The sequence below is a fragment of the Microbulbifer sp. CNSA002 genome, assembly GCF_047324085.1.
In the GTDB taxonomy this organism is placed as follows: domain Bacteria; phylum Pseudomonadota; class Gammaproteobacteria; order Pseudomonadales; family Cellvibrionaceae; genus Microbulbifer.
Genome location: NZ_CP172449.1, coordinates 1009047 through 1029802 on the forward strand (window position 1 = coordinate 1009047; position 20756 = coordinate 1029802).

16 protein-coding genes are annotated in these 20756 nt (G+C 52.8%); 10 read left to right on the forward strand and 6 right to left on the reverse strand.

Annotated elements, in window-relative coordinates:
- Positions 1-104 precede the first annotated feature (104 nt).
- The gene (locus ACG1BZ_RS04410; RefSeq protein ID WP_413664547.1) at positions 105-1511 is read left to right on the forward strand and encodes an NfeD family protein; all 1407 of its coding nucleotides are present in this window, start codon (positions 105-107) and stop codon (positions 1509-1511) included.
- Between the two features lie 63 nt (positions 1512-1574).
- A complete protein-coding gene (locus ACG1BZ_RS04415) occupies positions 1575-2339 on the forward strand; it encodes a slipin family protein (RefSeq protein ID WP_413664548.1) in 765 nt (254 codons plus the stop codon).
- 61 nt (positions 2340-2400) lie between these two features.
- Here ACG1BZ_RS04415 and pgi read toward each other — a convergent pair whose 3' ends face one another.
- The 4 genes from pgi to nhaC form a co-directional block, all read right to left on the reverse strand.
- Positions 2401-4026 (reverse strand): glucose-6-phosphate isomerase, encoded by a 1626-nt coding sequence (pgi, locus tag ACG1BZ_RS04420; RefSeq protein WP_413664549.1) that lies wholly within the window; start codon positions 4024-4026, stop codon positions 2401-2403.
- A 320-nt stretch (positions 4027-4346) separates the two neighbouring features.
- Positions 4347-4541: a hypothetical protein gene (locus tag ACG1BZ_RS04425; RefSeq protein WP_157533369.1), complete on the reverse strand. Its 195-nt coding sequence runs from the start codon at positions 4539-4541 to the stop codon at positions 4347-4349.
- Positions 4542-5005: 464 nt separating this feature from the next.
- Complete coding sequence (locus ACG1BZ_RS04430) at positions 5006-6052, reverse strand: DUF3549 family protein (RefSeq protein ID WP_413664550.1); 1047 nt, start codon at positions 6050-6052, stop codon at positions 5006-5008.
- A 19-nt stretch (positions 6053-6071) separates the two neighbouring features.
- The gene (gene nhaC / locus ACG1BZ_RS04435; protein WP_413665846.1) at positions 6072-7538 is read right to left on the reverse strand and encodes a Na+/H+ antiporter NhaC; all 1467 of its coding nucleotides are present in this window, start codon (positions 7536-7538) and stop codon (positions 6072-6074) included.
- A 313-nt stretch (positions 7539-7851) separates the two neighbouring features.
- Here nhaC and ACG1BZ_RS04440 point away from each other — a divergent pair, with 313 nt between their 5' ends.
- The 6 genes from ACG1BZ_RS04440 (at position 7852) to ACG1BZ_RS04465 (ending at position 15187) form a co-directional block, all read left to right on the forward strand.
- Positions 7852-9021 (forward strand): 1-acyl-sn-glycerol-3-phosphate acyltransferase, encoded by a 1170-nt coding sequence (locus tag ACG1BZ_RS04440; RefSeq protein ID WP_413664551.1) that lies wholly within the window; start codon positions 7852-7854, stop codon positions 9019-9021.
- A 92-nt stretch (positions 9022-9113) separates the two neighbouring features.
- Positions 9114-11249, forward strand: a complete 2136-nt coding sequence (gene dinG, locus ACG1BZ_RS04445) for an ATP-dependent DNA helicase DinG (RefSeq protein WP_413664552.1) — start codon at positions 9114-9116, stop codon at positions 11247-11249.
- Between the two features lie 91 nt (positions 11250-11340).
- On the forward strand, positions 11341-11664 hold the full coding sequence (locus tag ACG1BZ_RS04450; protein WP_282934088.1) for a YqcC family protein: 324 nt from the start codon (positions 11341-11343) through the stop codon (positions 11662-11664).
- A gap of 232 nt (positions 11665-11896) precedes the next feature.
- Positions 11897-12580 (forward strand): ATP-dependent zinc protease, encoded by a 684-nt coding sequence (locus ACG1BZ_RS04455; protein ID WP_413664553.1) that lies wholly within the window; start codon positions 11897-11899, stop codon positions 12578-12580.
- A 55-nt stretch (positions 12581-12635) separates the two neighbouring features.
- Positions 12636-14168, forward strand: coding sequence for an inactive transglutaminase family protein (locus ACG1BZ_RS04460; protein WP_108731979.1), 1533 nt, complete (start codon positions 12636-12638; stop codon positions 14166-14168).
- A gap of 8 nt (positions 14169-14176) precedes the next feature.
- The gene (locus ACG1BZ_RS04465; RefSeq protein WP_413664554.1) at positions 14177-15187 is read left to right on the forward strand and encodes an alpha-L-glutamate ligase-like protein; all 1011 of its coding nucleotides are present in this window, start codon (positions 14177-14179) and stop codon (positions 15185-15187) included.
- Positions 15188-15212: 25 nt separating this feature from the next.
- Here ACG1BZ_RS04465 and ACG1BZ_RS04470 read toward each other — a convergent pair whose 3' ends face one another.
- On the reverse strand, positions 15213-16376 hold the full coding sequence (locus ACG1BZ_RS04470; RefSeq protein WP_413664555.1) for an acyl-CoA desaturase: 1164 nt from the start codon (positions 16374-16376) through the stop codon (positions 15213-15215).
- 487 nt (positions 16377-16863) lie between these two features.
- On the opposite strand from ACG1BZ_RS04470, the gene ACG1BZ_RS04475 reads away from it, so the two are divergent.
- Positions 16864-18903: an ATP-binding protein gene (locus ACG1BZ_RS04475; RefSeq protein WP_413664556.1), complete on the forward strand. Its 2040-nt coding sequence runs from the start codon at positions 16864-16866 to the stop codon at positions 18901-18903.
- 58 nt (positions 18904-18961) lie between these two features.
- On the opposite strand, the gene ACG1BZ_RS04480 is transcribed toward ACG1BZ_RS04475, so the two are convergent.
- Positions 18962-19765, reverse strand: coding sequence for an inositol monophosphatase family protein (locus tag ACG1BZ_RS04480; RefSeq protein WP_282934081.1), 804 nt, complete (start codon positions 19763-19765; stop codon positions 18962-18964).
- A gap of 135 nt (positions 19766-19900) precedes the next feature.
- Between ACG1BZ_RS04480 and trmJ the strand changes: the two genes are divergently transcribed.
- Positions 19901-20692, forward strand: a complete 792-nt coding sequence (gene trmJ, locus ACG1BZ_RS04485) for a tRNA (cytosine(32)/uridine(32)-2'-O)-methyltransferase TrmJ (RefSeq protein ID WP_108731983.1) — start codon at positions 19901-19903, stop codon at positions 20690-20692.
- Positions 20693-20756: the final 64 nt, after the last annotated feature.

The window sequence follows — 20756 nt, forward strand, 5'->3', positions numbered from 1 at the left end:
CCGGTCTAGGGTGTCGTGAATGCTAAAGTGATTTTGCTTTTTCGCTGTGGCACTCAATATCCAAATATTGGCGTTGAGCCAGATGTCGCATCAGGGATGGATGCATGTCGAAGCAGAATTCGCCCGTTTTGTTCTTTCGCAGCTTGGTTTTCCTGGCGCTGCTGCTCAGCTTTTTTGTGTGTAGAAGTGCCGCCCAGGAAGAGCCCTTTCCCCATGTAGCCATACTCAAAATTGATGGCGCCATAGGTCCCGCGACGACTGATTATTTCAAGCGGGCCACGCAGGAGGCTGTGGACCAGGGCGCCGAGTTGGTGATTCTGCACCTGGATACTCCTGGGGGGTTAGATGCTGCCTCACGGGATATTATCCAGCATATCCTTGCGTCTCCAATCCCTATTGCCACCTACGTTTACCCCTCTGGTGCGCGCGCCGCCAGTGCGGGAACTTATATTCTCTATGCCAGCCAGATCGCCGCTATGGCTCCTGCTACCACCTTGGGAGCGGCTACGCCAGTGCAGATTGGCGGACCTCAGGGCACACCTATGCCGGGGGGAAAGCAAGAGGAAGAGAAAAAAGAAAAGGCGGAAGACAGTGAGGATGGAGAAAAAGAAAAACCGCTTGCTGGAACAGCCATGGAGCGCAAAGTCGTTAATGACTCTGTCGCGTTTATCCGAGGGTTGGCACAGCGCCATGGGCGCAATGCAGACTGGGCGGAAAAAGCTGTACGCGAAGCAGCGACCCTGACGGCTCCAGAAGCATTAAAAATGAATGTTATCGATATTGTTGCGGATAATGATGATGATTTATTGCGCCAGGTTGCCGGTCGAAAAGTATTACTCGATACCGGCGATTATACGATCCCGGAGAATATTGCCGAGCTGCAAAGTGAAAGTTACGAGCCGGATTGGCGTAATGAATTGCTGGCACTGATTACCAATCCTCAAGTGGCCTATATTTTGTTATTAGTGGGTATTTACGGGCTTATTTTTGAGGGCTATAGCCCCGGTGCTTTCGTTCCAGGGATTGTTGGTGTTATCTGCCTGTTGCTGGCATTTTATGCCTTGCAAGTTTTACCGATTAATTACGCTGGTCTTGCATTAATTATTGTTGGCGCATTGCTGATTGTGGCAGAGGTTTTTATGCCGAGTTTCGGCGCCTTGGGGATCGGCGGAATTATTGCATTGGTGATTGGCTCTGTAATGCTTATTGATAGTGATGTGCCGGGAATGCAGGTTTCCAAACAGCTGATTGGGGCTATTGCCGGTGTAAGTGGTGTCTTTTTATTGATGCTACTGACCGCTGTTGGACGTAGTTTACGCCAGCCGAAAGTCCCGGCAGACCAGGCTTTTGTGGGACGCTCTGCAGTGGTAAGCGAAGTTAAAGACGCAGAGATCTTGGTGCATCTCGATGGAGAGATTTGGCAGGCGACCTGTAACCAGCCTCTGAAGGTGGGGCAGAAAGTTAGAGTAGTGGCCCAACATGGTATGGTTTTACGGGTAGAGGTGGAGTAGGTAGGGCAATTAATTGAGCTAATGACAGCGCTCAACAGTTAAGGTGGGATTAAGGAGAGTCCAATGATGCTCAGTTATTTTTTTGGGATACTGGTAGTCGCACTCATACTGCTACTGATGTATGCCATTCGTATTTTGCGGGAGTATGAGCGCGCGGTGGTATTTTTCCTGGGGCGTTTTCAAACAGTGAAAGGGCCAGGACTGATTATAATCATTCCCATTGTTCAAACTATGGAGCGTGTGGATCTGCGCACTGTGGTGATGGACGTACCCACCCAGGATGTTATCAGCAGGGATAATGTCTCAGTTAAAGTCAACGCAGTGGTTTATTACCGGGTAATTAATCCACAGTCTGCAATTATTAATGTGGAATTCTATCACGAGGCTGTAAGCCAGTTAGCGCAAACTACATTGCGTTCGGTACTGGGTAAGCACGAGCTGGATGAGATGTTATGTGAGCGAGATAAGCTAAATGTAGATATCCAAAAAATACTCGATGAGCAAACAGATGCCTGGGGTGTAAAAGTTACTAATGTAGAGATTAAGCATATCGATCTTGATGAAAGTATGGTGCGGGCTATCGCACAGCAGGCAGAGGCGGAGCGCGCGCGGCGGGCTAAAGTTATACACGCAGAGGGGGAGGCGCAGGCGGCTTTAAAGCTGACTGAGGCAGCGAATCAATTATCGAAAAATGCCAACGCGATTACTTTGCGCTATATGCAAACCATGATTGATATTGCCGGCGCAAATAACAGCTCTACAATTGTATTTCCGTTGCCACTGGATCTAATTGAGCCAATGCTGAAGCGGGGCTCTGCATCCAGTTAACGATGTCCTTAACAAAGATCAAAAAAGGCCGCACTAATTAGTGCGGCCTTTTTTGTAGAGTTTAGAGCAGCTTTTTCATCAGGCTGCGGGTTGAACTATCCCAGTCATCCTGAGGAATTTCACCCTTGGCAGCCTTATGGATTTTTGAACTCAACTGCTTACCAAGTTCGACGCCCCACTGATCAAAGGGGTTGATCCCCAGCAGGCAGCCGCCAACGTAGACTTTGTGCTCGTACAGTGCCAGGAGCGAGCCCAGGTGGAAAGGATCTAACTTTTCCAGGATCAGGGTGTTGCTGGAGCGATTACCAGGGATTACTTTATGTGGGGCTAGGGCGTGGGCCTCACGATGAGTGTGACCAGCTTCTTCCAGCTCCTGGCGGGCCTCATGCAGGCTTTTACCTCGCAGTAGCGCCTGGCTCTGGCTAATACAACAGGCCTGCAGCCAGCGGTGCTGTTCGAGGAGTTCAGACGTCGGTTCCTTGACTGCGATAAAGTCTGCTGGAATAAGATCGGTTCCCTGGTGCAATAATTGGTGGAAAGAGTGTTGGCCATTCGTACCCTCACTGCCCCAGATAACGCTGCCACTGGGGTAGCCCAGCGCCTGCCCGTCCTTGTCGACACTTTTACCCAGGCTCTCCATATCCAGCTGCTGTAACCAGGCAGGGAATCGGGCCAGGCGCTGCGCGTAGGGCAGCACGACATGGCTGGTCGTATGCCAGCACTGGCGATACCAGAACTGGGTCAACGCCATCAGTACGGGTAGATTGGACTCCAGTGGAGCAGTGGCGAAGTGCTGGTCCATTGCATTGGCGCCTTGCAGAAGCTGTTCAAAAACTTCATAGCCGCAAGCAAGAACAATGGGCAGGCCGATAGCAGACCAGAGTGAGTAGCGACCACCCACCCAATCCCACATTGGGAAAATATTCTCAGGAGCAATTCCGAAATCCTGAGCAGCAGTAATATTACTGCTCACCGCAACAAAGTGTTTGGCCAACTGCGACTCATCGCAACCGGCAGATAACATCCAACGGCGTGCGGACAGCGCATTTTCACGGGTTTCCAAGGTGGAAAAGGACTTGGAAGCAATCACAAAAAGGGTTTCTTCCGCATCAATACCAGCCAGGGTGTCGCTAAGGTCTGCGCCATCGATATTTGATACAAAGTGCACATCGATAGAGTCTTTGTGCCAAGGGCTGAGGGCCTCTACCGCCATGCGCGGACCCAGGTCGGAACCGCCGATACCAATATTTACGATATGGCGGATCGGTTTACCTGAGAAGCTGCGCCAGCTATGGCTGTGCACCGACTCGGCAAACTGTTTCATTTGCTCGCGGCAATCTTTTACCGCGCGTTCTTGTTCAGTTTTCGGTTGCCCCTGAAAGCGCAGCGCGGTGTGCAGGGCAGGGCGGTGTTCGGTATTGTTGACAATGGCCCCGTTCACTAGCGCAGTAATTTGGTTGTTCAGACCCTGCTCTTCGGCATATTCCAACAGCAACTTAAGGGTGTCTTCACGCAAGTGGTTTTTACTGTAATCCAGATAGATTCCGGCTGCGTCTGAGCTGAACTTCTCTGTCCTTTGGGGATCCGTTGCAAACAGCTCTCTCAGCGACCACTTATGTTGGTCAAAATGGGACTTCAACCGTGAGATTGCCGCTACACGGCTTAAAGCCAGGGTTTCACTAGTCATGGTATTCGGTTTGTTCTCTTCTGAGCCTTTTTATTGCCACTTGGCTAAAACGTACACAAATCAAATTTTATTTATTATTTCTGGGCGGCAATGCTAACGGCATTTTCTTTGCCGGGCCAGCGCCGCGGGCATCACAGTCTATTACAGGGAATGTTTCGAGATAAGGAACTGTGTGGGGAAAGACAAATGCCGCTCGTTAGAGCGGCATTTTGTGGTGATCCATACTAAATAAGGCTTTGTAAATCGGGTGTCTGTCAGCGGTGATTTGGTCAAAACTTCATTTAGTATGAATCACCACGCTGTCGGGCAAGAAAAAGATTTTACTTGACCACCTTCATGCAGCGCACTCTGTCGGAAGCCATCCAGCAGTCGGCATCTGCAGGACAAGCCATGGATAGAGGAATTTGTTCAGCGCCGGGTGGGCAGTAAGCTGGAGGTGCCGGAGGGCTACAGCAACCTGCAAGAACCAGTGCACTGATAATTCCAATTAAGTACTTGGCTGGAGTGAAATTCATCCCCTAACTCCTTTCCGTTGATGTTAGCCATTAGCATAGCCAATAAAACGTCACCTGTTGGTCAGCTTTGTAAAATCTGTTCTACAAAGGTACCGCCTATTTGAGTGTAATAGGCGTTGGGTTTAAATGTCTGTCAATGATCAAGTTATGAAAAGAGGTGCGCCAATTTATTTTAAAAAACTACTTAAATAAGGGGTTTTTAAAAAAATGTGGTTTGTGCTGACCGTTTTTTATGGTGAATTTCGGTTGTTTAATCTACGCGCTGAAACTGATCGCGCCAGTTTTGAGGCAGACTCTAAGAATTACTATTGTGGCTGACAATGCCGCTTGATGGATTGGGGAGTTTTTTTGCGATGCAAAGAAAATGGTTTCACGAGTAAGAGTTTTTTCTGTTAAAAATTCTCACTCGTGAAAGTAGCTTTAATGGGTGAGGGAGCACCAGCTGAGGCGTTATCTTTAGGCCTTCAGTGTGTCGGTTTGGGTCCGTGCAAAAAATTGCCAAAAGCTACTGCGAGACTTTCTTTTCTTGCCGGGTCACGGAGAGCACTCAATAGGGCGATTCGCACTTTCGGAATGAACATTAAATCGGAAAGCAGTAAGTTAAAAGTCTGCTCGTCAGCGGCATCAGCCAGCTTGCCAACCCACTGTGCGGCCAATTCTTGTCCTTCCAAATCTTGGACGCAGCGACTGCCTATTGCGGCCAGGACTTCTTTATTCCGGTTGCTGGCATCTTCAGCCAAAAGTGACTGTATAAATGCCTGTCGCAATCCTGTGGCTGGTGAGTGAGAGATACCCCTGATAGCAGCAGCGGCCACCGAGATATCCGGCGTGTTTGCGGTCAGTTCTTGCTCTGCTCGCTCAATAATGGCTGCTGCAAGACGGTGGTCGACCGGCTGGTTTTCCAGGCAATGGCAAATGTTAATAAAAACCGGAGCCGCGACTTTTCCAATCTGGCGCATTAGCAAAGTGCTTTCTTTTTCCCAGCGCACGGCCAAGTCGGCAATCCCTTGCAGCGCAAGGTTGTCCCAGCGGTGATTTTCCGGGTCGCCAAAATAGCGGAGGACAGGCTCGTAATGTTCGCTGGGCTGGCGGCCCAGCAGAAGCGCTGTTTGGGAGTGAAATGCTGCCTGCCGCTCAGTTGATGGGGTAAACAGCAAGCCACTTTGCTGCAGCAGCTGGTCCAGCTGCGCAGCAGATTCAGAAGCGGGTCCCTGCTTGAGTTCCTGTGCCAGAGCGCGAAGTAATCCATCTCGGGCTTGAAGTTGCAGCTTGCCCTGCTCGTCCAGCGGAAAGCGCAGGAACCAGACTATAGGTTCACCGCCTTCGGCTGGTTGCAGCAGCAGGCCCGTCCAGGCCTGGCGCAAGTATGGGTGTGGCCAGGGAGCCAGACCTGCTTCGAAGGATGCCGCAGTGGATTTCGAAACCGACTGCAAGCGCCGGCCCAGATCGAACCAGCGCAATTTGAAGTCAGCCTGCTCGATCAGGGCGCTTAGGGTACCGCTTTCACTCATAGGGGTTTTGTCTATTTCCTTAAGATGCCGTAGCCGCTACAGAAATGGGCTTCTGTTTAAAGTGCAGCCAGCCATAGGCGATCGCCAACAGAGGGCAGATAATATTGAATAGGGCAAAAGGTAAATACTCCCAGGTAGCAATACCCAGCGTTGCCGCCATAAAGGCACCACAAGTATTCCAGGGAATCAGCACAGAGGTGATGGTGCCGGAATCCTCGAGGGTGCGAGACAAGTTAAGCCCGTGTAGGCCCTTTTCCTTGAAGGCTTCGCGGAACATACGGCCCGGAATAATAATCGCCATGTACTGATCGCCTGCGGCCAGGTTCATTCCAAAGCAGGTGAAGACGGTGGCAGTTACCAGGCCGCCCACTGTTTTAACCAGTGACAAAACTCCCTGGACGATGACCTGTAGGAATCCGGCCCGCTCCATAGCGCCGCCGAAGGCCATGGCGGAGGTGATCAGCCATACGGTGTTGAGCATGCTGCTCATACCACCTTTGGACAGCAATGCAGCCACGTTCTCGTTGGTGGAAGTGGACTTATAGCCGTCGAACAGACTGTACCAAGCGCCCTTCAGGGGGGCTAAAGCACCTTCACCACCACCGAGTCGACGGGCGGCTTCCGGTTCGAAAATCAGTGCGATGGCACAGCCAACCAGGGAGCCGATGATCAATGTTGGGAAAGCGGGGACTTTGCGCCAAGCCATTGCTAGCAACAAGATCAAAGGCAGCAGGCTAACCAGGGAAATTTTGAACTCACTGCTAAGCGCGGTGAGCAATGATTCGATATCAGTTGCGGAGGCAGAACTGGCTTCAGAGGTAAAACCCAGGAAAGCGAAAACCGCCAGGGCGATCGCGAAGGCCGGGATCGCTGTGGACATCATATGGCGAATATGCTGGAACAGATCATTGGATGTTACCGCTGCGGCCACGTTGGTAGTGTCAGATAGCGGAGACATCTTATCGCCGAAGTAGGCGCCAGAGATTACGGCTCCGGCAGTGACCTCAAGGGATAGGCCCAGAGCGCCGGCAATTCCCATCAGTGCCACACCTAAGGTGCCCGCTGTGGTCCAGCTGGAGCCAATACTCAGTCCTACTACGGCACAAATAATACAGCTGGCGGCGTAGAACCACTGTGGCGATAGAATCTGCACGCCGTAATAGATCATTGAAGGCACTGTGCCGGCCAGGATCCAGCTACCGATAAGTGCACCTACAGACAGCAGGATCAGAATAGCGCCAAATACCAGGCCAATGCCATGGAGCATCCCACCTTCCATGTCGTTCCAGCTGTGTCCGTTCTTCATCCCCATTAGGGCCACAACGCAGGCACAGAGCAGTAGCGCTATTTGATTGGGACCGTAGGAGGAGTCTGCACCGTAGAAATATACGGATAGTGACAACAGGGCGACGAGAATCCCGAGAGGGATCAGGGCGTCCGTTAAGCTGGGAGCGCGCGGCTCTGAGCTGGGGTTGGATTGAGACAAGGTGAACTCCTGCTTGACTGCGTGGCTAGCGCCGTATTCGTTATCGTTGTTTTGCCGTCGGCGGCGGTTAATAGCCTTATTCTCATAGCTTGGGGCGGTGAAGTCCACTTTGTATCATCGCACCATCGCTGTATTTTGGCGTTGACTTGGTCGTCGAAACCGGATTTATCACTGGGGTCAACTATCTGGTCGGGTCCAGTGCTGGCAGTTCGTCGACGCTTCCGGTATGTTCTGCGCCCAGTAGTCCCGGCTGATCCAGCCGCAAAATAAATAAGTGCGGGCCGTCTGAGGCAGGCCCGACAGGTAGTATTTCATGAGAGCAAGTGAGTTAGACCCCTCTCAATTCGAGGATATGCGCCCCTATCGCGATGATGAAGTGCGCGAGGTTATCAAAAGGCTAATTGCCGACCCGGAAATGTCCCACGCAGCTGCGCATTTCCTTGTCCCCAAACTGGCTCAGCTGGAGGGCGCCGTCGCCTGGTTGGTACGTCAGTTTCTGCGCTTTGAACTGCGCAATGTTCGCAATGTGCGGGATCTTCAAGAGATTGTCGGCAAATATATGGAGAAGGTGATCAAGCGCACCACCTCCGGCCTGAGCATTTCTGGACTGGACACCCTGCCCAGGGATCGCGCCTGCCTGTTTGTCAGCAATCACCGTGACATCGCTATGGACCCGGCGCTGATGATTCAGGCGATGTTCCGCGAAGGGCATGAGACCTCCCGCATTGCGATTGGAGACAACCTGCTCAGCAAGCAGTTTGCCAGCGACCTGATGAAGTTGAACAAGTGCTTCACCGTGGTGCGCAGCTCTGGCAGTCGTCGGGAAAAGCTGCAGGCAGCAACCCAGTTGTCCAATTACATCTATCACTCCATCGTCAACGATAACGAGCATGTGTGGATCGCACAGCGTTCCGGGCGCGCCAAAGATGGCCTGGATCGCACCAATCCAGCACTCTGCGCCATGTTCGCCATGACTAAGGACCGGGAAACGCCCTTTGCCGATTTTTGGCGCAAGTTGCATATTGTTCCGGTGTCTATTTCCTACGAATGGGACCCCTGTGATGCACAGAAGGCCAAGGAAATTTACGTTACCGAGCACAAGGACGAGTACAAGAAGGGTAAAAACGAGGACTTGGCCTCGATTGGTAAGGGCATTGTCGGTCACAAAGGCCGTGTACATGCCGCCTTCGGCACGCCGATTGAAGGTGATTTTAACGATGTAAACAGCCTGGCTGAAGAAATAGATCGCCAAGTTATCGGCAACTACACATTGCATCCATCCAATATGATTGCCTACGAGATGGTTTACGGTGAGGTTCCGCAATTACCGGTGGGATATCCGGCTAAAGCCTGGGACCCCGCTGCACATAAAGAAGAGCGGGAGAAGTTTGAAGCGCGCATGGCTCGGGTCGATGAGCGCTGGCGCGACAAGGCTATTCAGGCCTACGCCAATCCCGTGGTATCTCGCCTCGCCTATGAGTAAGGCCCGCTGAGTTCAGAAGCTGGTGGGGAGAGGGCGCTTAGTGGATAATAGCGCCCCCTGCGCCAGCCACTTAGCGAATAGACCTCACCCCCGTGCTCAACGAAAAACACAAAAGCGCCATTCAGGGCGCCTATAGCCAATTCCTGTCCGGTCGAGGGCTGAAAGCCCGCTATGGGCAGAAGCTGATGGTAGCCGCCATTGCCCGCTCACTGGGTTCCATCACCCAGAATGCCAGTGGTGAGCGCGATAGCGACAAGACTGATGGCGAGCATATCTGTGTAGTTGAAGCGGGTACGGGTACCGGTAAAACCGTTGCTTACCTTCTCGCCTCTATTCCCCTGGCCCAGGCCCAGGACAAGACCCTGGTGATATCCACCGCCACTGTGGCCCTGCAGGAACAGATTATCCACAAAGACCTGCCAGAAGTTGCTCGTCACAGTGGGCTCAAATTTGAGTTTGCCCTGGCGAAGGGCCGTGGCCGCTATCTCTGCCTATCCAAGTTGGATCAACTCTTGTCCAGCTTTTCTGCCTCCGGCACCGGCCTTTCCCTTGGTCTCTATGAAGATGAACTCCCGCAGGTGGAAGCGGAGAGTGTCGCTCTCTACCAGAAGATGACGGATAGCCTGACATCGGGTACCTGGGATGGCGATCGGGATAACTGGCCGGATACGATCGAGACGGATGATTGGAGTCGGGTTACCACTGACCATCGCCAATGCAGTGGCCGCCGCTGCCCCCATGTCACCAATTGCAGCTTCTTCCGAGCGCGAGAGAGCTTGGGCAAGACCCAGGTGATCGTTGCTAACCACGACCTGTTGCTGGCGGACCTGGCCCTGGGTGGTGGCGCGATTCTTCCGCCCCCGGAAGAGACTATCTATGTACTTGATGAAGCCCACCATCTACCGGAAAAGGCTCTCAATCATTTCTCTCACCACAGTCGCGTAGGGGCTTCCACCGGTTGGTTGGATCAAACCAATAAGGCCCTGGGGCAGATGCTGGGTGAGATTGGTGACGGCGCCCAGATCGACCGCTGCGGCGAGCAGCTGCCGGCGGTTCTCACCTCTGCCAAGCAGGGGTTGGAGCAGATGTGGCCGCTGATTGAAGAGCTGTGTGAATTTGAAGATGAGCGGGGCAATACCATCCGCCATCGCTTTGAAGGTGGGGTAATCCCCGATTCCATGTCGCAGCTGGCGGAAAAGCTGCGGGAAGACTTTGATGAGTTGGAAAGCCTGCTCAGCAAGATGTTGCAGGCCGCCCAACGCATGATGGAGGACGGCCACTCGCCGGTACCCCTGGCAGATCTGGAGCGCTGGTACCCCCAGTTGGGCAGTTGGCATGGGCGCGCTGAGGCCAATCTTCTGTTGTGGGCGAATTACGCCCGTGCCGATGCTGATGGCGCATTGCCCCAGGCGCGCTGGGTCACCCTGGTGGACTGGGGCGGCTCCACAGATTTTGAGGTTTGCAGCTCACCGATACTCGCAGGCAAAACCCTGGAGTACAGCTTGTGGCGCCGCTGTTACGGCGCGGTACTGACTTCGGCCACACTCACAGCTTTGGGGAAATTTGATCGTTTGCAAATGCGTGCCGGTACTCCAGACAATGCCAGCTATCAGGTGGTGCCGAGTCCTTTCGATTTTTCCCGTGCAACACTGCAAGTGCCCCCGGAAGCTGTAGATGCGGGCAATGCAGAGCAACACACAGACGCCATTATCGATGCGTTGCCAGACCTGTTGAAAGGGGAGGGTGGCGCTCTGGTGCTGTTTTCCTCCCGGCGCCAGATGGAGACGGTTTACGAGGCGCTCCCTGGTACCTGGCGCAACCGAATTCTGATGCAGGGGCAGCAATCCCGCCAGCAGTTGCTGGATAGCCACCGTGAGATTATCGATGGCGGTGGCAGCAGTATCCTGTTCGGGCTTGCAAGTTTTGCCGAGGGATTGGACTTGCCTGGTGACTACTGCCGCCACGTGGTTATTGCGAAACTGCCTTTCGCGGTGCCCGATGATCCCATTGAGGCGGCGCTGGCGGAGTGGATTGAAGCTAAGGGCGGCAATCCGTTTATGCAAATCACAGTGCCGGATGCAGCCCTAAAATTGGTGCAGGCCTGCGGGCGCTTACTGCGGGCAGAAGGGGACAGCGGCACAGTCACTTTGCTGGATCGCCGGGTGGTTACCCGTCGCTATGGTCAGGCAATACTCAATTCACTGCCGCCCTTTAATCGAAAAATTTAGAAAATCTTTAGTCGTATTTGCGCTGTTACTCAGATTGGGCAGGTGGCTATTGCGTATTATCACGGCTGTAAATGTGAAGGTTCTATGAGTTATGCAACCTATTTATTCTGAAATCGCTGATCAGCTCCTGTTCCTTGAATCTGAACTGCGCAGCCTGCAGGTATGGCAGGATAATGCGCCGCCTGCAGAAGCCCTGGCCAGCACCGAGCCATTTTGTGTGGATACTTTGACCTTGCCCCAGTGGCTTCAATTTATTTTTTTGCCGCGTATGCAGGTCCTGATTGAAGGGGAGATGCCCCTACCGGGCCAGTGTGGTATTGCTCCGGTTGCCGAAGAGTTCTTCAAGGGGCGGGATGATGCTGCGGCACTGCTGGCTATTTTGGAAACTATCGATCAGCGCCTGCAGCAGGGCTAACCGGCTTCTGACTCCCTGAGCCCGGTGCTCCCAATCACTCTGGGCGGCATGTCACATTGTTAGTGTTGAGTCCCGCGACTCGGCGGACATCGCTGTGCAGTGGCCGCGCTCATGAGCTAATATCGACCTTTTGCCTGAGGCGGGGAGCAATTTCTCCGTCAGATAAGCGAACACCGCGCGTTTGTAGCGGTCCGAATGGCATTGCTAATGGGGCTTGAGGTAATTGGTCGGTATGCAGAGATTTTCCCTTCTGTGGTTAATGTTGACGCTTTCGGTGCTCGCCGGTTGTGAGTCACTGATGTATCCGGGGCGGGACAGGGCCGCTCAACCAGCGGAAGTTGCACCACCGGTAGAATCACCAGATTCTGCAATGCAGTGCCCAGAGCCTGCGGAAGTGATTTGTGCGGAACCGGAAGTGAAGGTTGTTGAGCGGGTAATCGAACGAACTGTAGAAAAAGTAGTCGAAGTGCCCGTTGCCAAAGATAAGTTGGTTTTGGGATCGGTAGAAGAAGTGGCCATAGAGCCTCCCGGCCTGATCCTGGAATCCGTTGTCGATACAGGTTCACCCACTTCCACACTGCGGGTCAGGAAGCTGACTCCGTTCGAGCGGGATGGCAGGGACTGGATCAGGTTCCAGATTGTTCAGTCGAGCAAAATGGACCCGGTCTCGGTAGAGCTGCCGATAAAACGCCATGTTCGAGTGGAGCGCCTGGGCTTTGATAATCAGCGCAGGCCAGTAGTGGAGCTTAACCTGACTGTTGGGCGTATAACCCACCAGGTCGAAGTTAACCTGACCGATGAGGGCGGCTCTGATTTATTGATGCTGCTGGGACGCAACTTCCTCAAAGATGCCGCTGTTGTCGATGTGAGCCGGCGCAATGTCCAGGGCCAACCCCAAATAGACGGGGTTAAATAGGCCAGTTATCCAATTGGGTTCCTAATTGGGACCTCAGAGTTACGGGGAATGGCGAATGTCGCCGCGTGTCCAAGTTTATGTAATTGCGGCGTTACTCGCATTGGTAGGAGCAGGCCTGACCGCCTATAAAAACCTCGAGTTGGGTTTTCCGCTGTTGCCGGGTGAGTACCGCACCGTGTGGACTATCGAAGCAAAAGTGGGTTTCGATGCCGATGGCGGTCCGGTAAAGGCCGCACTGACCCTCCCGCGCGAACAGCGCAATATGGAAATACTGGGGGAGACCTTCAGTTCCTCCGGTTTTGGTTTCTATATCGCGAGAGAAGATGATGCCTATCGGGCCATTTGGTCTCGCCGGGCCGCAAGAGGCCCCCAATCTCTCTTCTATCAGCTGGATGTCTACCAGCGTCCCGGTGCTGCGCTGGCGCAGCCTCTGGATCTGAGCACTGAGATACAAAAACCCTTCCTGGGGGCCCGTGAGCAAGAAGCGGTGCGCTTGGCGATTTACTCCCTGGTTGAACAGGCCCGTGAGCGCTCTTCCGATGTGGAATCTCTAACTACCCAATTACTATTCGAACTGAATGACGATGAAAATCAGGATCGCAACCTGATCTTCCGCCATTACGCCGACCGCTCTTTTGTAGATGTCGCTTTGCTTGTACTGGCGACAGCCGATATCCCCGCCCACCGTATTCGCGGCCTCTACCTGGAGGATGATCGACGTCGACTATCTCCAGAAGATCTGCTTGAGGTCTATGATGGCAAGCGTTGGATCGTGTTTGAACCCAGCAGTGGCCAGCCAGGTGTGCCGGAAAATTTCTTTATTTGGCAGCGCGGTGGCAAGAGTCTTTTGGATCTTGAGGGCGGTCGTAACTCTCAAGTGACTTTCTCTGTGATTGCCAATGATGTCCCAGCTCGCGATGTCTCTATGCGCAGCACCAAGGATGAGAAAGATGCGCTGGTGGATTTCTCGATCTACAGTTTGCCCATTGAGCAGCAGAGTATTTTCAAGCTGATCCTGCTGGTGCCTGTGGGGGCCCTGGTGGTGGTGCTGCTGCGTGTATTTGTGGGCCTGCGCACCTCCGGTACCTTTATGCCGGTACTTCTGGCAATTGCCTTTATCGAAACCCAGCTGATTACCGGTTTAGCCATTTTTACTTTGATCCTGATCCTCGGTCTTTGGGTGAGGTTTTATCTCAGTAGGCTCAATTTGCTATTGGTGTCGAGGATCGCCGCCGTCGTGGTGACGGTGGTGATAATAATGGGGGCAATCAGTGTGGTCAGCTATAAGCTGGGCATTGAGCAGGCTCTCACAGTGACATTCTTCCCGATGATTATCCTTGCCTGGACTATCGAGCGTATGTCGATTGTGTGGGAGGAGGATGGCCCCTACGAGGTGGTGGTGCAGTCCGGGGGTAGCTTATTAGTGGCGATACTGGCTTGGTGGGTAATGACCAACCGCTATATTGAGCATTGGACGTTCAACTTCCCCGAGTTACTGTTGGTATTGCTGGCCTTTATTCTGGTGGTGGGCAACTACACCGGATATCGACTCAGTGAGTTGATGCGTTTCCGTCCGCTGGTTCGCTAGGGGGCGTTATGCTGCAGTTTTCAGTTAAGCATATCTTCAATAAAGTTCGCGGCGGAGTGGTATCTCCGCTGACCCTGCGCCGCATGGGGGTGTTGGGGATGAACGCGCGTAATATTGACTATATTGCGCGCTATAACGATCGCAAAAAATATCCCATCGTCGACGACAAGCTAAACACTAAGCGTGCGGCTAAAAAAGCGGGAATTCCTGTGCCCGAGTTGATCGAGGCATTTGAAAGTCCTGCCAGCCGCAAGCGAGTTATGGAGGTGATTGACCCTCTATGGCAGTTTGTAATCAAGCCGGCACGGGGCTCCGGTGGTAAAGGTATTCTCGTTATTGCCGGTCGCAATGGCGACAAATATAAAAAGATATCCGGTGCTGAAATTGATGCGCTGGATATCTTGCGGCACGTGAGCAATATTCACAGCGGCCTCTACAGCCTCGGTGGCAAACCCGACAGGGTGATGGTGGAGGCGCTGGTGGACTTTGACCCGGTCTTCGATCGCTACTCTGTTGAGGGTGTGCCTGATGTGCGGGTTATTGTTTTTCGCGGTTATCCGGTGATGGCCATGCTGCGCTGCTCAACCCACGCCTCAGATGGTAAAGCCAATTTGCACCAGGGCGCTGTGGGTGTTGGTATCGACCTGGCCACGGGCAAAAGTTGTCATGCGGTAATGCGCGGGTTGCGAATTGACCAGCACCCGGACACTGAAGTGCCTTTCGATGCATTGCAGGTACCAGGTTGGTACGAGCTGGTCCGCTTGGCGGCAAGCTGTTACGAAATGACTGGGCTGGGTTATTTAGGCTGTGACATTGTTCTGGATCGTGAACGTGGCCCGCTCTTACTGGAGGCCAATGCGCGTCCAGGGTTGGCAATCCAAATTGCCAACGGTGTTGGCTTGCGCGAGCGCTTGGGCTTTATCGAAAAATTTGATGAAGAAATGTTCAGGAAAAATGTGGATGAACGGGTGGCATTTTCCATGCGCAAATTTGCTGTGAGCAAATACGCAGAAGTGTAGGTTTGGGCTCCATTAGGGGGCCTGATTATAAAGCTTCCTTAGGTTTTTCTTCCTGGACGTGTTCCATCAGAGCTTGAAGTCGTTCTCCTTGCATTTTCAAACTGTACTCAAGTTCATTCGTCTTGGTTTGTATTTGGGTTAACTCCCATTTGTTGGGCTTTTCTCCATTTTTAGCCTTATAGCTTTTTAATTGCAATTGCTCCCATTTTTCCAGGGTATGAGTGAGCTGTAGAGCTTCACTTTTTAGGGCCTCTTCGACTCCCTTGGGCAGAGATCCGCTTTCCAGCTTCTTACGCGCCTTCTTAAACTGTAGGTCTAGCTTGGCTTTTTGAATTTTCACTGGAGAGGCTACTTTTAGGTTACGGGTAATACCGATCAGACTAAGAGCTTTAATGACCCACTTGGTTGGATCGTAATGAAACCAGTGAATGCCATTGCGATAATCGAGCTGAAAGGCGTGGTGGTAGTTGTGGTAACCCTCACCAAAAACAAAAAAATTAACAATTTTGTTGTCGCAAGCGGTCACATCATCCCGGTAGGGCTGGCTACCAAATCGATGGATGATCGAATTTACCATAAAAGTAGTGTGGTGACAGAAGGCAATTCGGAGTGCTCCTGCAAGTAAGAACATACCAATAATATCGCCGGTACAAATTCCCAGCAGGGTGAGAATCCCAAGATTCATGGTGGCGGTGATTGGAATGTAGTTATTGTGTTGCCACATCACAATTTTATCCCGCTTTAGGTCTTGTACATTCTCGAAGTTTTGGTGGCTGGTTGGATATTCATGCATCATCCATTCGATATGGGAAAACCAAAATCCGCGTTTGGCTGAGTAGGGGTCGCGGTTGTTGTCATCAACAAACTGATGGTGGTGGCGATGATGATCGCACCACTTCAAAATAGAATCTTGTAGTGCTGCGGCTCCGAATAGTGCAAATAATAATCGTAGGGCCCAGTGAGCCTCATAACTTTTGTGGGACCAAAGGCGATGATATCCGGCGGTGATAGAAAGGCTGCACATTGCACCCATTACGGCGAATGCGAGCCACTGATACCAGTGATAACCAAAAATAAAGCCATATAGGGGCACAGCAATAATTGCCAGCAAACCGGTTATGGCAAATAGCAACGTGGGAGGCCAGAAGCGTTTTCTTTTGAGAGTAGAGTCTATCGAGGTTGTGTTCATAGTGTGGTCCTCGGGTTTATGTATGCCCGGGAGAAACAAATCTCACCGGCCATATTCTGCGGTCCCGATTTTTCTCAGACCTGATAGCGATTTTTCCCCTAGTGTCTTTGCCGAGAATGCATTGTTTTGGTGCGGTGACCATATTTTTAGGTTCGCAATGGTTCGTAAGTTTGCTGTGACACAATGGATGAAGGGTGATGCCGGTTAAAAACACCGTTTTTAAAGTTGGCATAAGTGTTGCATTAGTGATTGTGCGGGACAACGGACCCGCATTTCGGGAGAGTTTCTTAGGGTTATGGCAAACCATTAACACTGGGTGACTTCCCGTTTTCTCTCATCATCGCTGATTACGGCCCCGCATTGCGGGGCCTTTTTTTTGCCCGCACTTTGCGCAAAGCTCATAATGCTTTAGTTTAGGGTCTCCCGAGGCGTTCCCAAATTTAACGGCCCCGGGAGAGAGGCTCTCTTTTATGTATGGCAAGGATGCATGAGCCAGGTAATTAATGAGCTAATTTCGATAGTCGAGCCCTGTGTGTCAGAGTCACTAACCCCAAATCCGTCCAGCGCAGTGTTCCAGTTGGCAACCAGCGATGAGCTTTCCTCTTTGGATGCATCGCGCCTGCCTCGTCATAACGCCTGCTTGCAAGATTTGTTTTTAGATTCAGACTGCGGGTTGTGGGAGTGGCATCCGGATTCCGGTGCTCAGCGTGCTCAGGGTGAAATTTGGCTCCTGTTTGCAGAAACTGCAGAACTCTCTTTGACTTCCCTGTGGACGGGTGATGAATTGCGTTCGGTTCACTCTGATGAGCGGGATCGAATTATCACTGTGCGGCGTCGTCTTACCAACAAAGGTGGACACTTCGATACTACTTTTCGGGCCTACGATAGTCTTGGTCAATTGCGCTGGCTGCGATTGCGAGGACGCGCAATAAACCTCGAGGATGACAGTGGGTTTGTTGTGATTGGAAGTTGCGCTGACTTCACTGAAACCTTGGCCCAGCGCTACCTATCTAACCTGCCTGGCGAGCGCCCCTTACAGACACTGTCTGGAGTTGGCGATGGTTTATGGGAGTGGGATCTACGCGCAGATGAAATGGTGCTTGATGATGCCTGCTGGGGGATTCTGGGTTATGAAGTGAGCCCGATACGCAGTATCGGTATTTCAGCCGCGGAGCAGTGGAAGGCTCGAATTTTAGCGGAGGACTTCCCTCGGGTTGAGCAGTCCATGCGGGATCATGTGCGCGAGGGGTTACCGCTCGATGTGGAATTTCGCATCTGGCGTTCGGATAGCAGTGTGGTTTGGGTTCGCTGCCGCGGTAAGGCCCAATTAAATAGTCGCGGTCAGCCCGTGCGGGTGTTGGGAGTTTTACAAGACGTCAGCCGCAGCCGGGAAAGACTTTCGCAAATGGAGCGGGAGCTGGAGTTGCAGCGGGAGGAAAATGCGCATCGGGCAGATTTATTATTTAGCCTGAGCCATGAATTACGCACGCCACTTAATGCAATTTTAGGTTACAGCCAAATTGTCGAATTAGATCAGAGTCTCAACGCAGACCAGCGTCAGCGCTTATCAGAAATTCGTCGCGCGGGGCAGCATTTATTGCATTTGGTCGGTGATGTATTGGAGCTGGCCAGAATCGACAGTAGGCGTTTGGGCCCCTCGATGGAATTGATTCGGCCGGCCGATTTGGTTGCAGAATGTAAACGTTTGCTCGAGCCCCTGGCTGAAACCCGTCGTGTCAGTTTGGTGTTTGAGCCTCTCGGCTGGGAGTCCGCTTATATTTGTGCGGACCCTGTGCGCTATAAGCAAGTTGTATTGAACCTGGCGGGCAACGCGGTGAAATACAATCGTGAAAATGGCCGTGTCATTATTAATTTTACGCCGCAGGCCGATGGCTGGTTGAGGCTGAATATTTTGGATACCGGCAAGGGGATTGCAGCAGAGAGACGCAAAGAAGTTTTTGAACCCTTTAACCGTTTGGGGGAGGAAAAGGGGCATATCGAGGGTACCGGTGTCGGTCTTGCAATTGCCAAGCGTCTGGCGGAGGCGATGGGGGGGCGGATCGATTTTGACAGTCAGGAAGGGCAGGGCTCAGTATTTTGGGTTGAATTCCCAATGGTTGATGCTGCGGAGTCTTTCCTGTCATTTGCAAGTTCTGTTGATGCCCCGTCAACATTACCCGACTGTATATTGCTGCTAGTGGATAACCGCCCTGAAAGTGTGGCTCGGGTGGAAAAACTTTTGCAGGGGGCGCCGCAAGTACAGCTTTCTGTGGCCGCAGATGTTGTTGAGGCCATATTTATGGCGCGTACCCAAGCACCGGATGTGGTGTTGTTTCACAATACCTTACCGGGAATGTCGGTTGGGGATTTGGTAAGTATCCTCAAGCAGGATCAAGTCACTCAAAAAACCTGTTTGGTGGTTATGGGAGGAGAGGCTTCCTCGGGAGTGACCACCGCTTTGCCGGATAACTTTGATCGACCGCAGCTTGCGCGAGTTTTGATGGAGTGTTTGACGGGGAAGAGGTGAGTTGGACTGTTGGAATCAGCACCCCGGCATCTTATTTGCCGGAGTGCCGTTCAGGATTTTAGCGTATGTGCCCCATATGTTTGCCCACGATTTTCACCAGGGGCTTAAATACTTTCGGAGTTGCACAGACCAGGTGGCCGGAGTCCAGGTAGTCTTCACCACCGCGGAAATCGCTGATCAGGCCGCCGGCCTCTTTGACCAGCAGGGAGCCCGCTGCGATATCCCAGGTGTTCAGGTACATTTCCCAGAAGCCGTCGAATCGCCCGGCAGCAACATAGGCAAGATCCAGCGCTGCGGCGCCAGGGCGGCGGATTCCCGCAGTTTGCCCAGCGATATCTTTTAGGGCGGCCAGGTAGGCGTCGATGTTATCCAGCGGCAGGCCGTTGAAGGGAATGCCGGTGCCAATCAGAGAGCCGCGCATGCCCTGGCGTGAAGAGACGCGGATACGGCGGCCATTCAGGGCAGCGCCGCGACCGCGACTTGCGGTAAATTCTTCGCGTTTGATCGGGTCCAGTACGACTGCGTGCTCAATGCGGCCGCGATAGCGACAGGCGATAGAAACAGCGAACTGTGGGACGCCGTGGATAAAATTGGTGGTGCCATCGAGGGGATCGATAATCCACTCGTAATCGGGCTCTGCGCCCTCTTGCAGGCCGCTTTCTTCAGCGCGGATGCTGTGCTTGGGGTAGGCCTTGCGCAGGTGATAGATAATTTCCTGTTCGCTGGCCTTATCCACTTCAGTAACGAAATCGTTGCGCGTCTTTTCTTCGAATTTCATCAGGTCGCCGCGCTCCCAGGCCCGTTCGATCAGTTCTCCTGCCTTACGCGCCGCGCGCAGGGCAATATTTAGCATGGGTTCCATAACTATTCCGCACAAAGTGGTTAAAGGGGTTAAAAAGCAGGCCGCAGGTTAACTGCGACGGACGCGATTGTAGGGATTCCGATTGGTTTTTGCTACACTCGCGCGCCCCCATGACACCGATTTATTACTTTCAGTATGGCCAAGTCACCTTTAGACACGACTCCACTTGCCGCGCTCGACAATGTGCGCGTGGTTCTGGTTAACAGCGCACACCCCGGAAATATTGGTGGTGCGGCGCGCGCGCTCAAGAATATGGGCCTGAGTCAGCTGTACCTGGTAGCGCCTCGGGAATTTCCTGCAGCCAATGCTGTTTGGCGTGCAGCAGGGGCAGCTGAGCTGCTCGATAGCGCCGTTGTGGTGGATACCCTGGAAGAAGCCGTGGCTGATTGTGGTCTTGTTGTGGCCACCAGCGCTCGCGAGCGCCGAATCCCTTGGCCCCTGCTGACCCCGCGCCAGTGTGGAGAGCGTACCGTCGCCGAGGCCGCGTCTCATCCGGTTGCTTTGGTGTTTGGCCGCGAGGATCGAGGGCTTACCAACGAAGAATTACAGGCCTGTAACTACCATGTGCATATTCCTGCCAACCCGGAATACAGCTCCCTGAACCTGGCGACTGCTGTTCAGGTACTTGCCTACGAAGTGCGTATGGCGGCCCTGGAAGCGGAAAAGGGTGAGCCTGTGAATTACACCGATTGGGATCGTCCACCGGCCAAGGCCAGCGATATGGAGCTGTATTTCGATCACCTGCAACAGGCGCTGGGCGAGCTGGGCTTTATTGACCCGGATAACCCCCGTCAGACAATGACCCGCCTGCGCCGACTGTATAGTCGGGTGCGCCCCGATGATATGGAGCTGGGTATACTGCGCGGTATGTTGACCTCAATCCAGAATTACATTCATCGCTCTGGTGGTAAGGGGCGACCCGACTAGTTGAGTACCCGAGTGTCCCGCTGGGTTATATACTTGACTACAGTAGTGGGTTATTCCATACTCG

What these genes read in the sequence shown, in the direction of transcription:
- ACG1BZ_RS04410 (WP_413664547.1), top strand. Translation starts at nt 105, where the DNA reads ATGTCGAAGCAGAATTCGCCCGTTTTGTTCTTTCGCAGCTTGGTTTTC.
- ACG1BZ_RS04415 (WP_413664548.1), top strand. Translation starts at nt 1,575, where the DNA reads ATGATGCTCAGTTATTTTTTTGGGATACTGGTAGTCGCACTCATACTG.
- pgi (WP_413664549.1), bottom strand. Translation starts at nt 4,026, where the DNA reads ATGACTAGTGAAACCCTGGCTTTAAGCCGTGTAGCGGCAATCTCACGG.
- ACG1BZ_RS04425 (WP_157533369.1), bottom strand. Translation starts at nt 4,541, where the DNA reads ATGAATTTCACTCCAGCCAAGTACTTAATTGGAATTATCAGTGCACTG.
- ACG1BZ_RS04430 (WP_413664550.1), bottom strand. Translation starts at nt 6,052, where the DNA reads ATGAGTGAAAGCGGTACCCTAAGCGCCCTGATCGAGCAGGCTGACTTC.
- ACG1BZ_RS04440 (WP_413664551.1), top strand. Translation starts at nt 7,852, where the DNA reads ATGAGAGCAAGTGAGTTAGACCCCTCTCAATTCGAGGATATGCGCCCC.
- ACG1BZ_RS04450 (WP_282934088.1), top strand. Translation starts at nt 11,341, where the DNA reads ATGCAACCTATTTATTCTGAAATCGCTGATCAGCTCCTGTTCCTTGAA.
- ACG1BZ_RS04455 (WP_413664553.1), top strand. Translation starts at nt 11,897, where the DNA reads ATGCAGAGATTTTCCCTTCTGTGGTTAATGTTGACGCTTTCGGTGCTC.
- ACG1BZ_RS04460 (WP_108731979.1), top strand. Translation starts at nt 12,636, where the DNA reads ATGTCGCCGCGTGTCCAAGTTTATGTAATTGCGGCGTTACTCGCATTG.
- ACG1BZ_RS04465 (WP_413664554.1), top strand. Translation starts at nt 14,177, where the DNA reads ATGCTGCAGTTTTCAGTTAAGCATATCTTCAATAAAGTTCGCGGCGGA.
- ACG1BZ_RS04470 (WP_413664555.1), bottom strand. Translation starts at nt 16,376, where the DNA reads ATGAACACAACCTCGATAGACTCTACTCTCAAAAGAAAACGCTTCTGG.
- ACG1BZ_RS04475 (WP_413664556.1), top strand. Translation starts at nt 16,864, where the DNA reads ATGAGCCAGGTAATTAATGAGCTAATTTCGATAGTCGAGCCCTGTGTG.
- ACG1BZ_RS04480 (WP_282934081.1), bottom strand. Translation starts at nt 19,765, where the DNA reads ATGGAACCCATGCTAAATATTGCCCTGCGCGCGGCGCGTAAGGCAGGA.
- trmJ (WP_108731983.1), top strand. Translation starts at nt 19,901, where the DNA reads ATGGCCAAGTCACCTTTAGACACGACTCCACTTGCCGCGCTCGACAAT.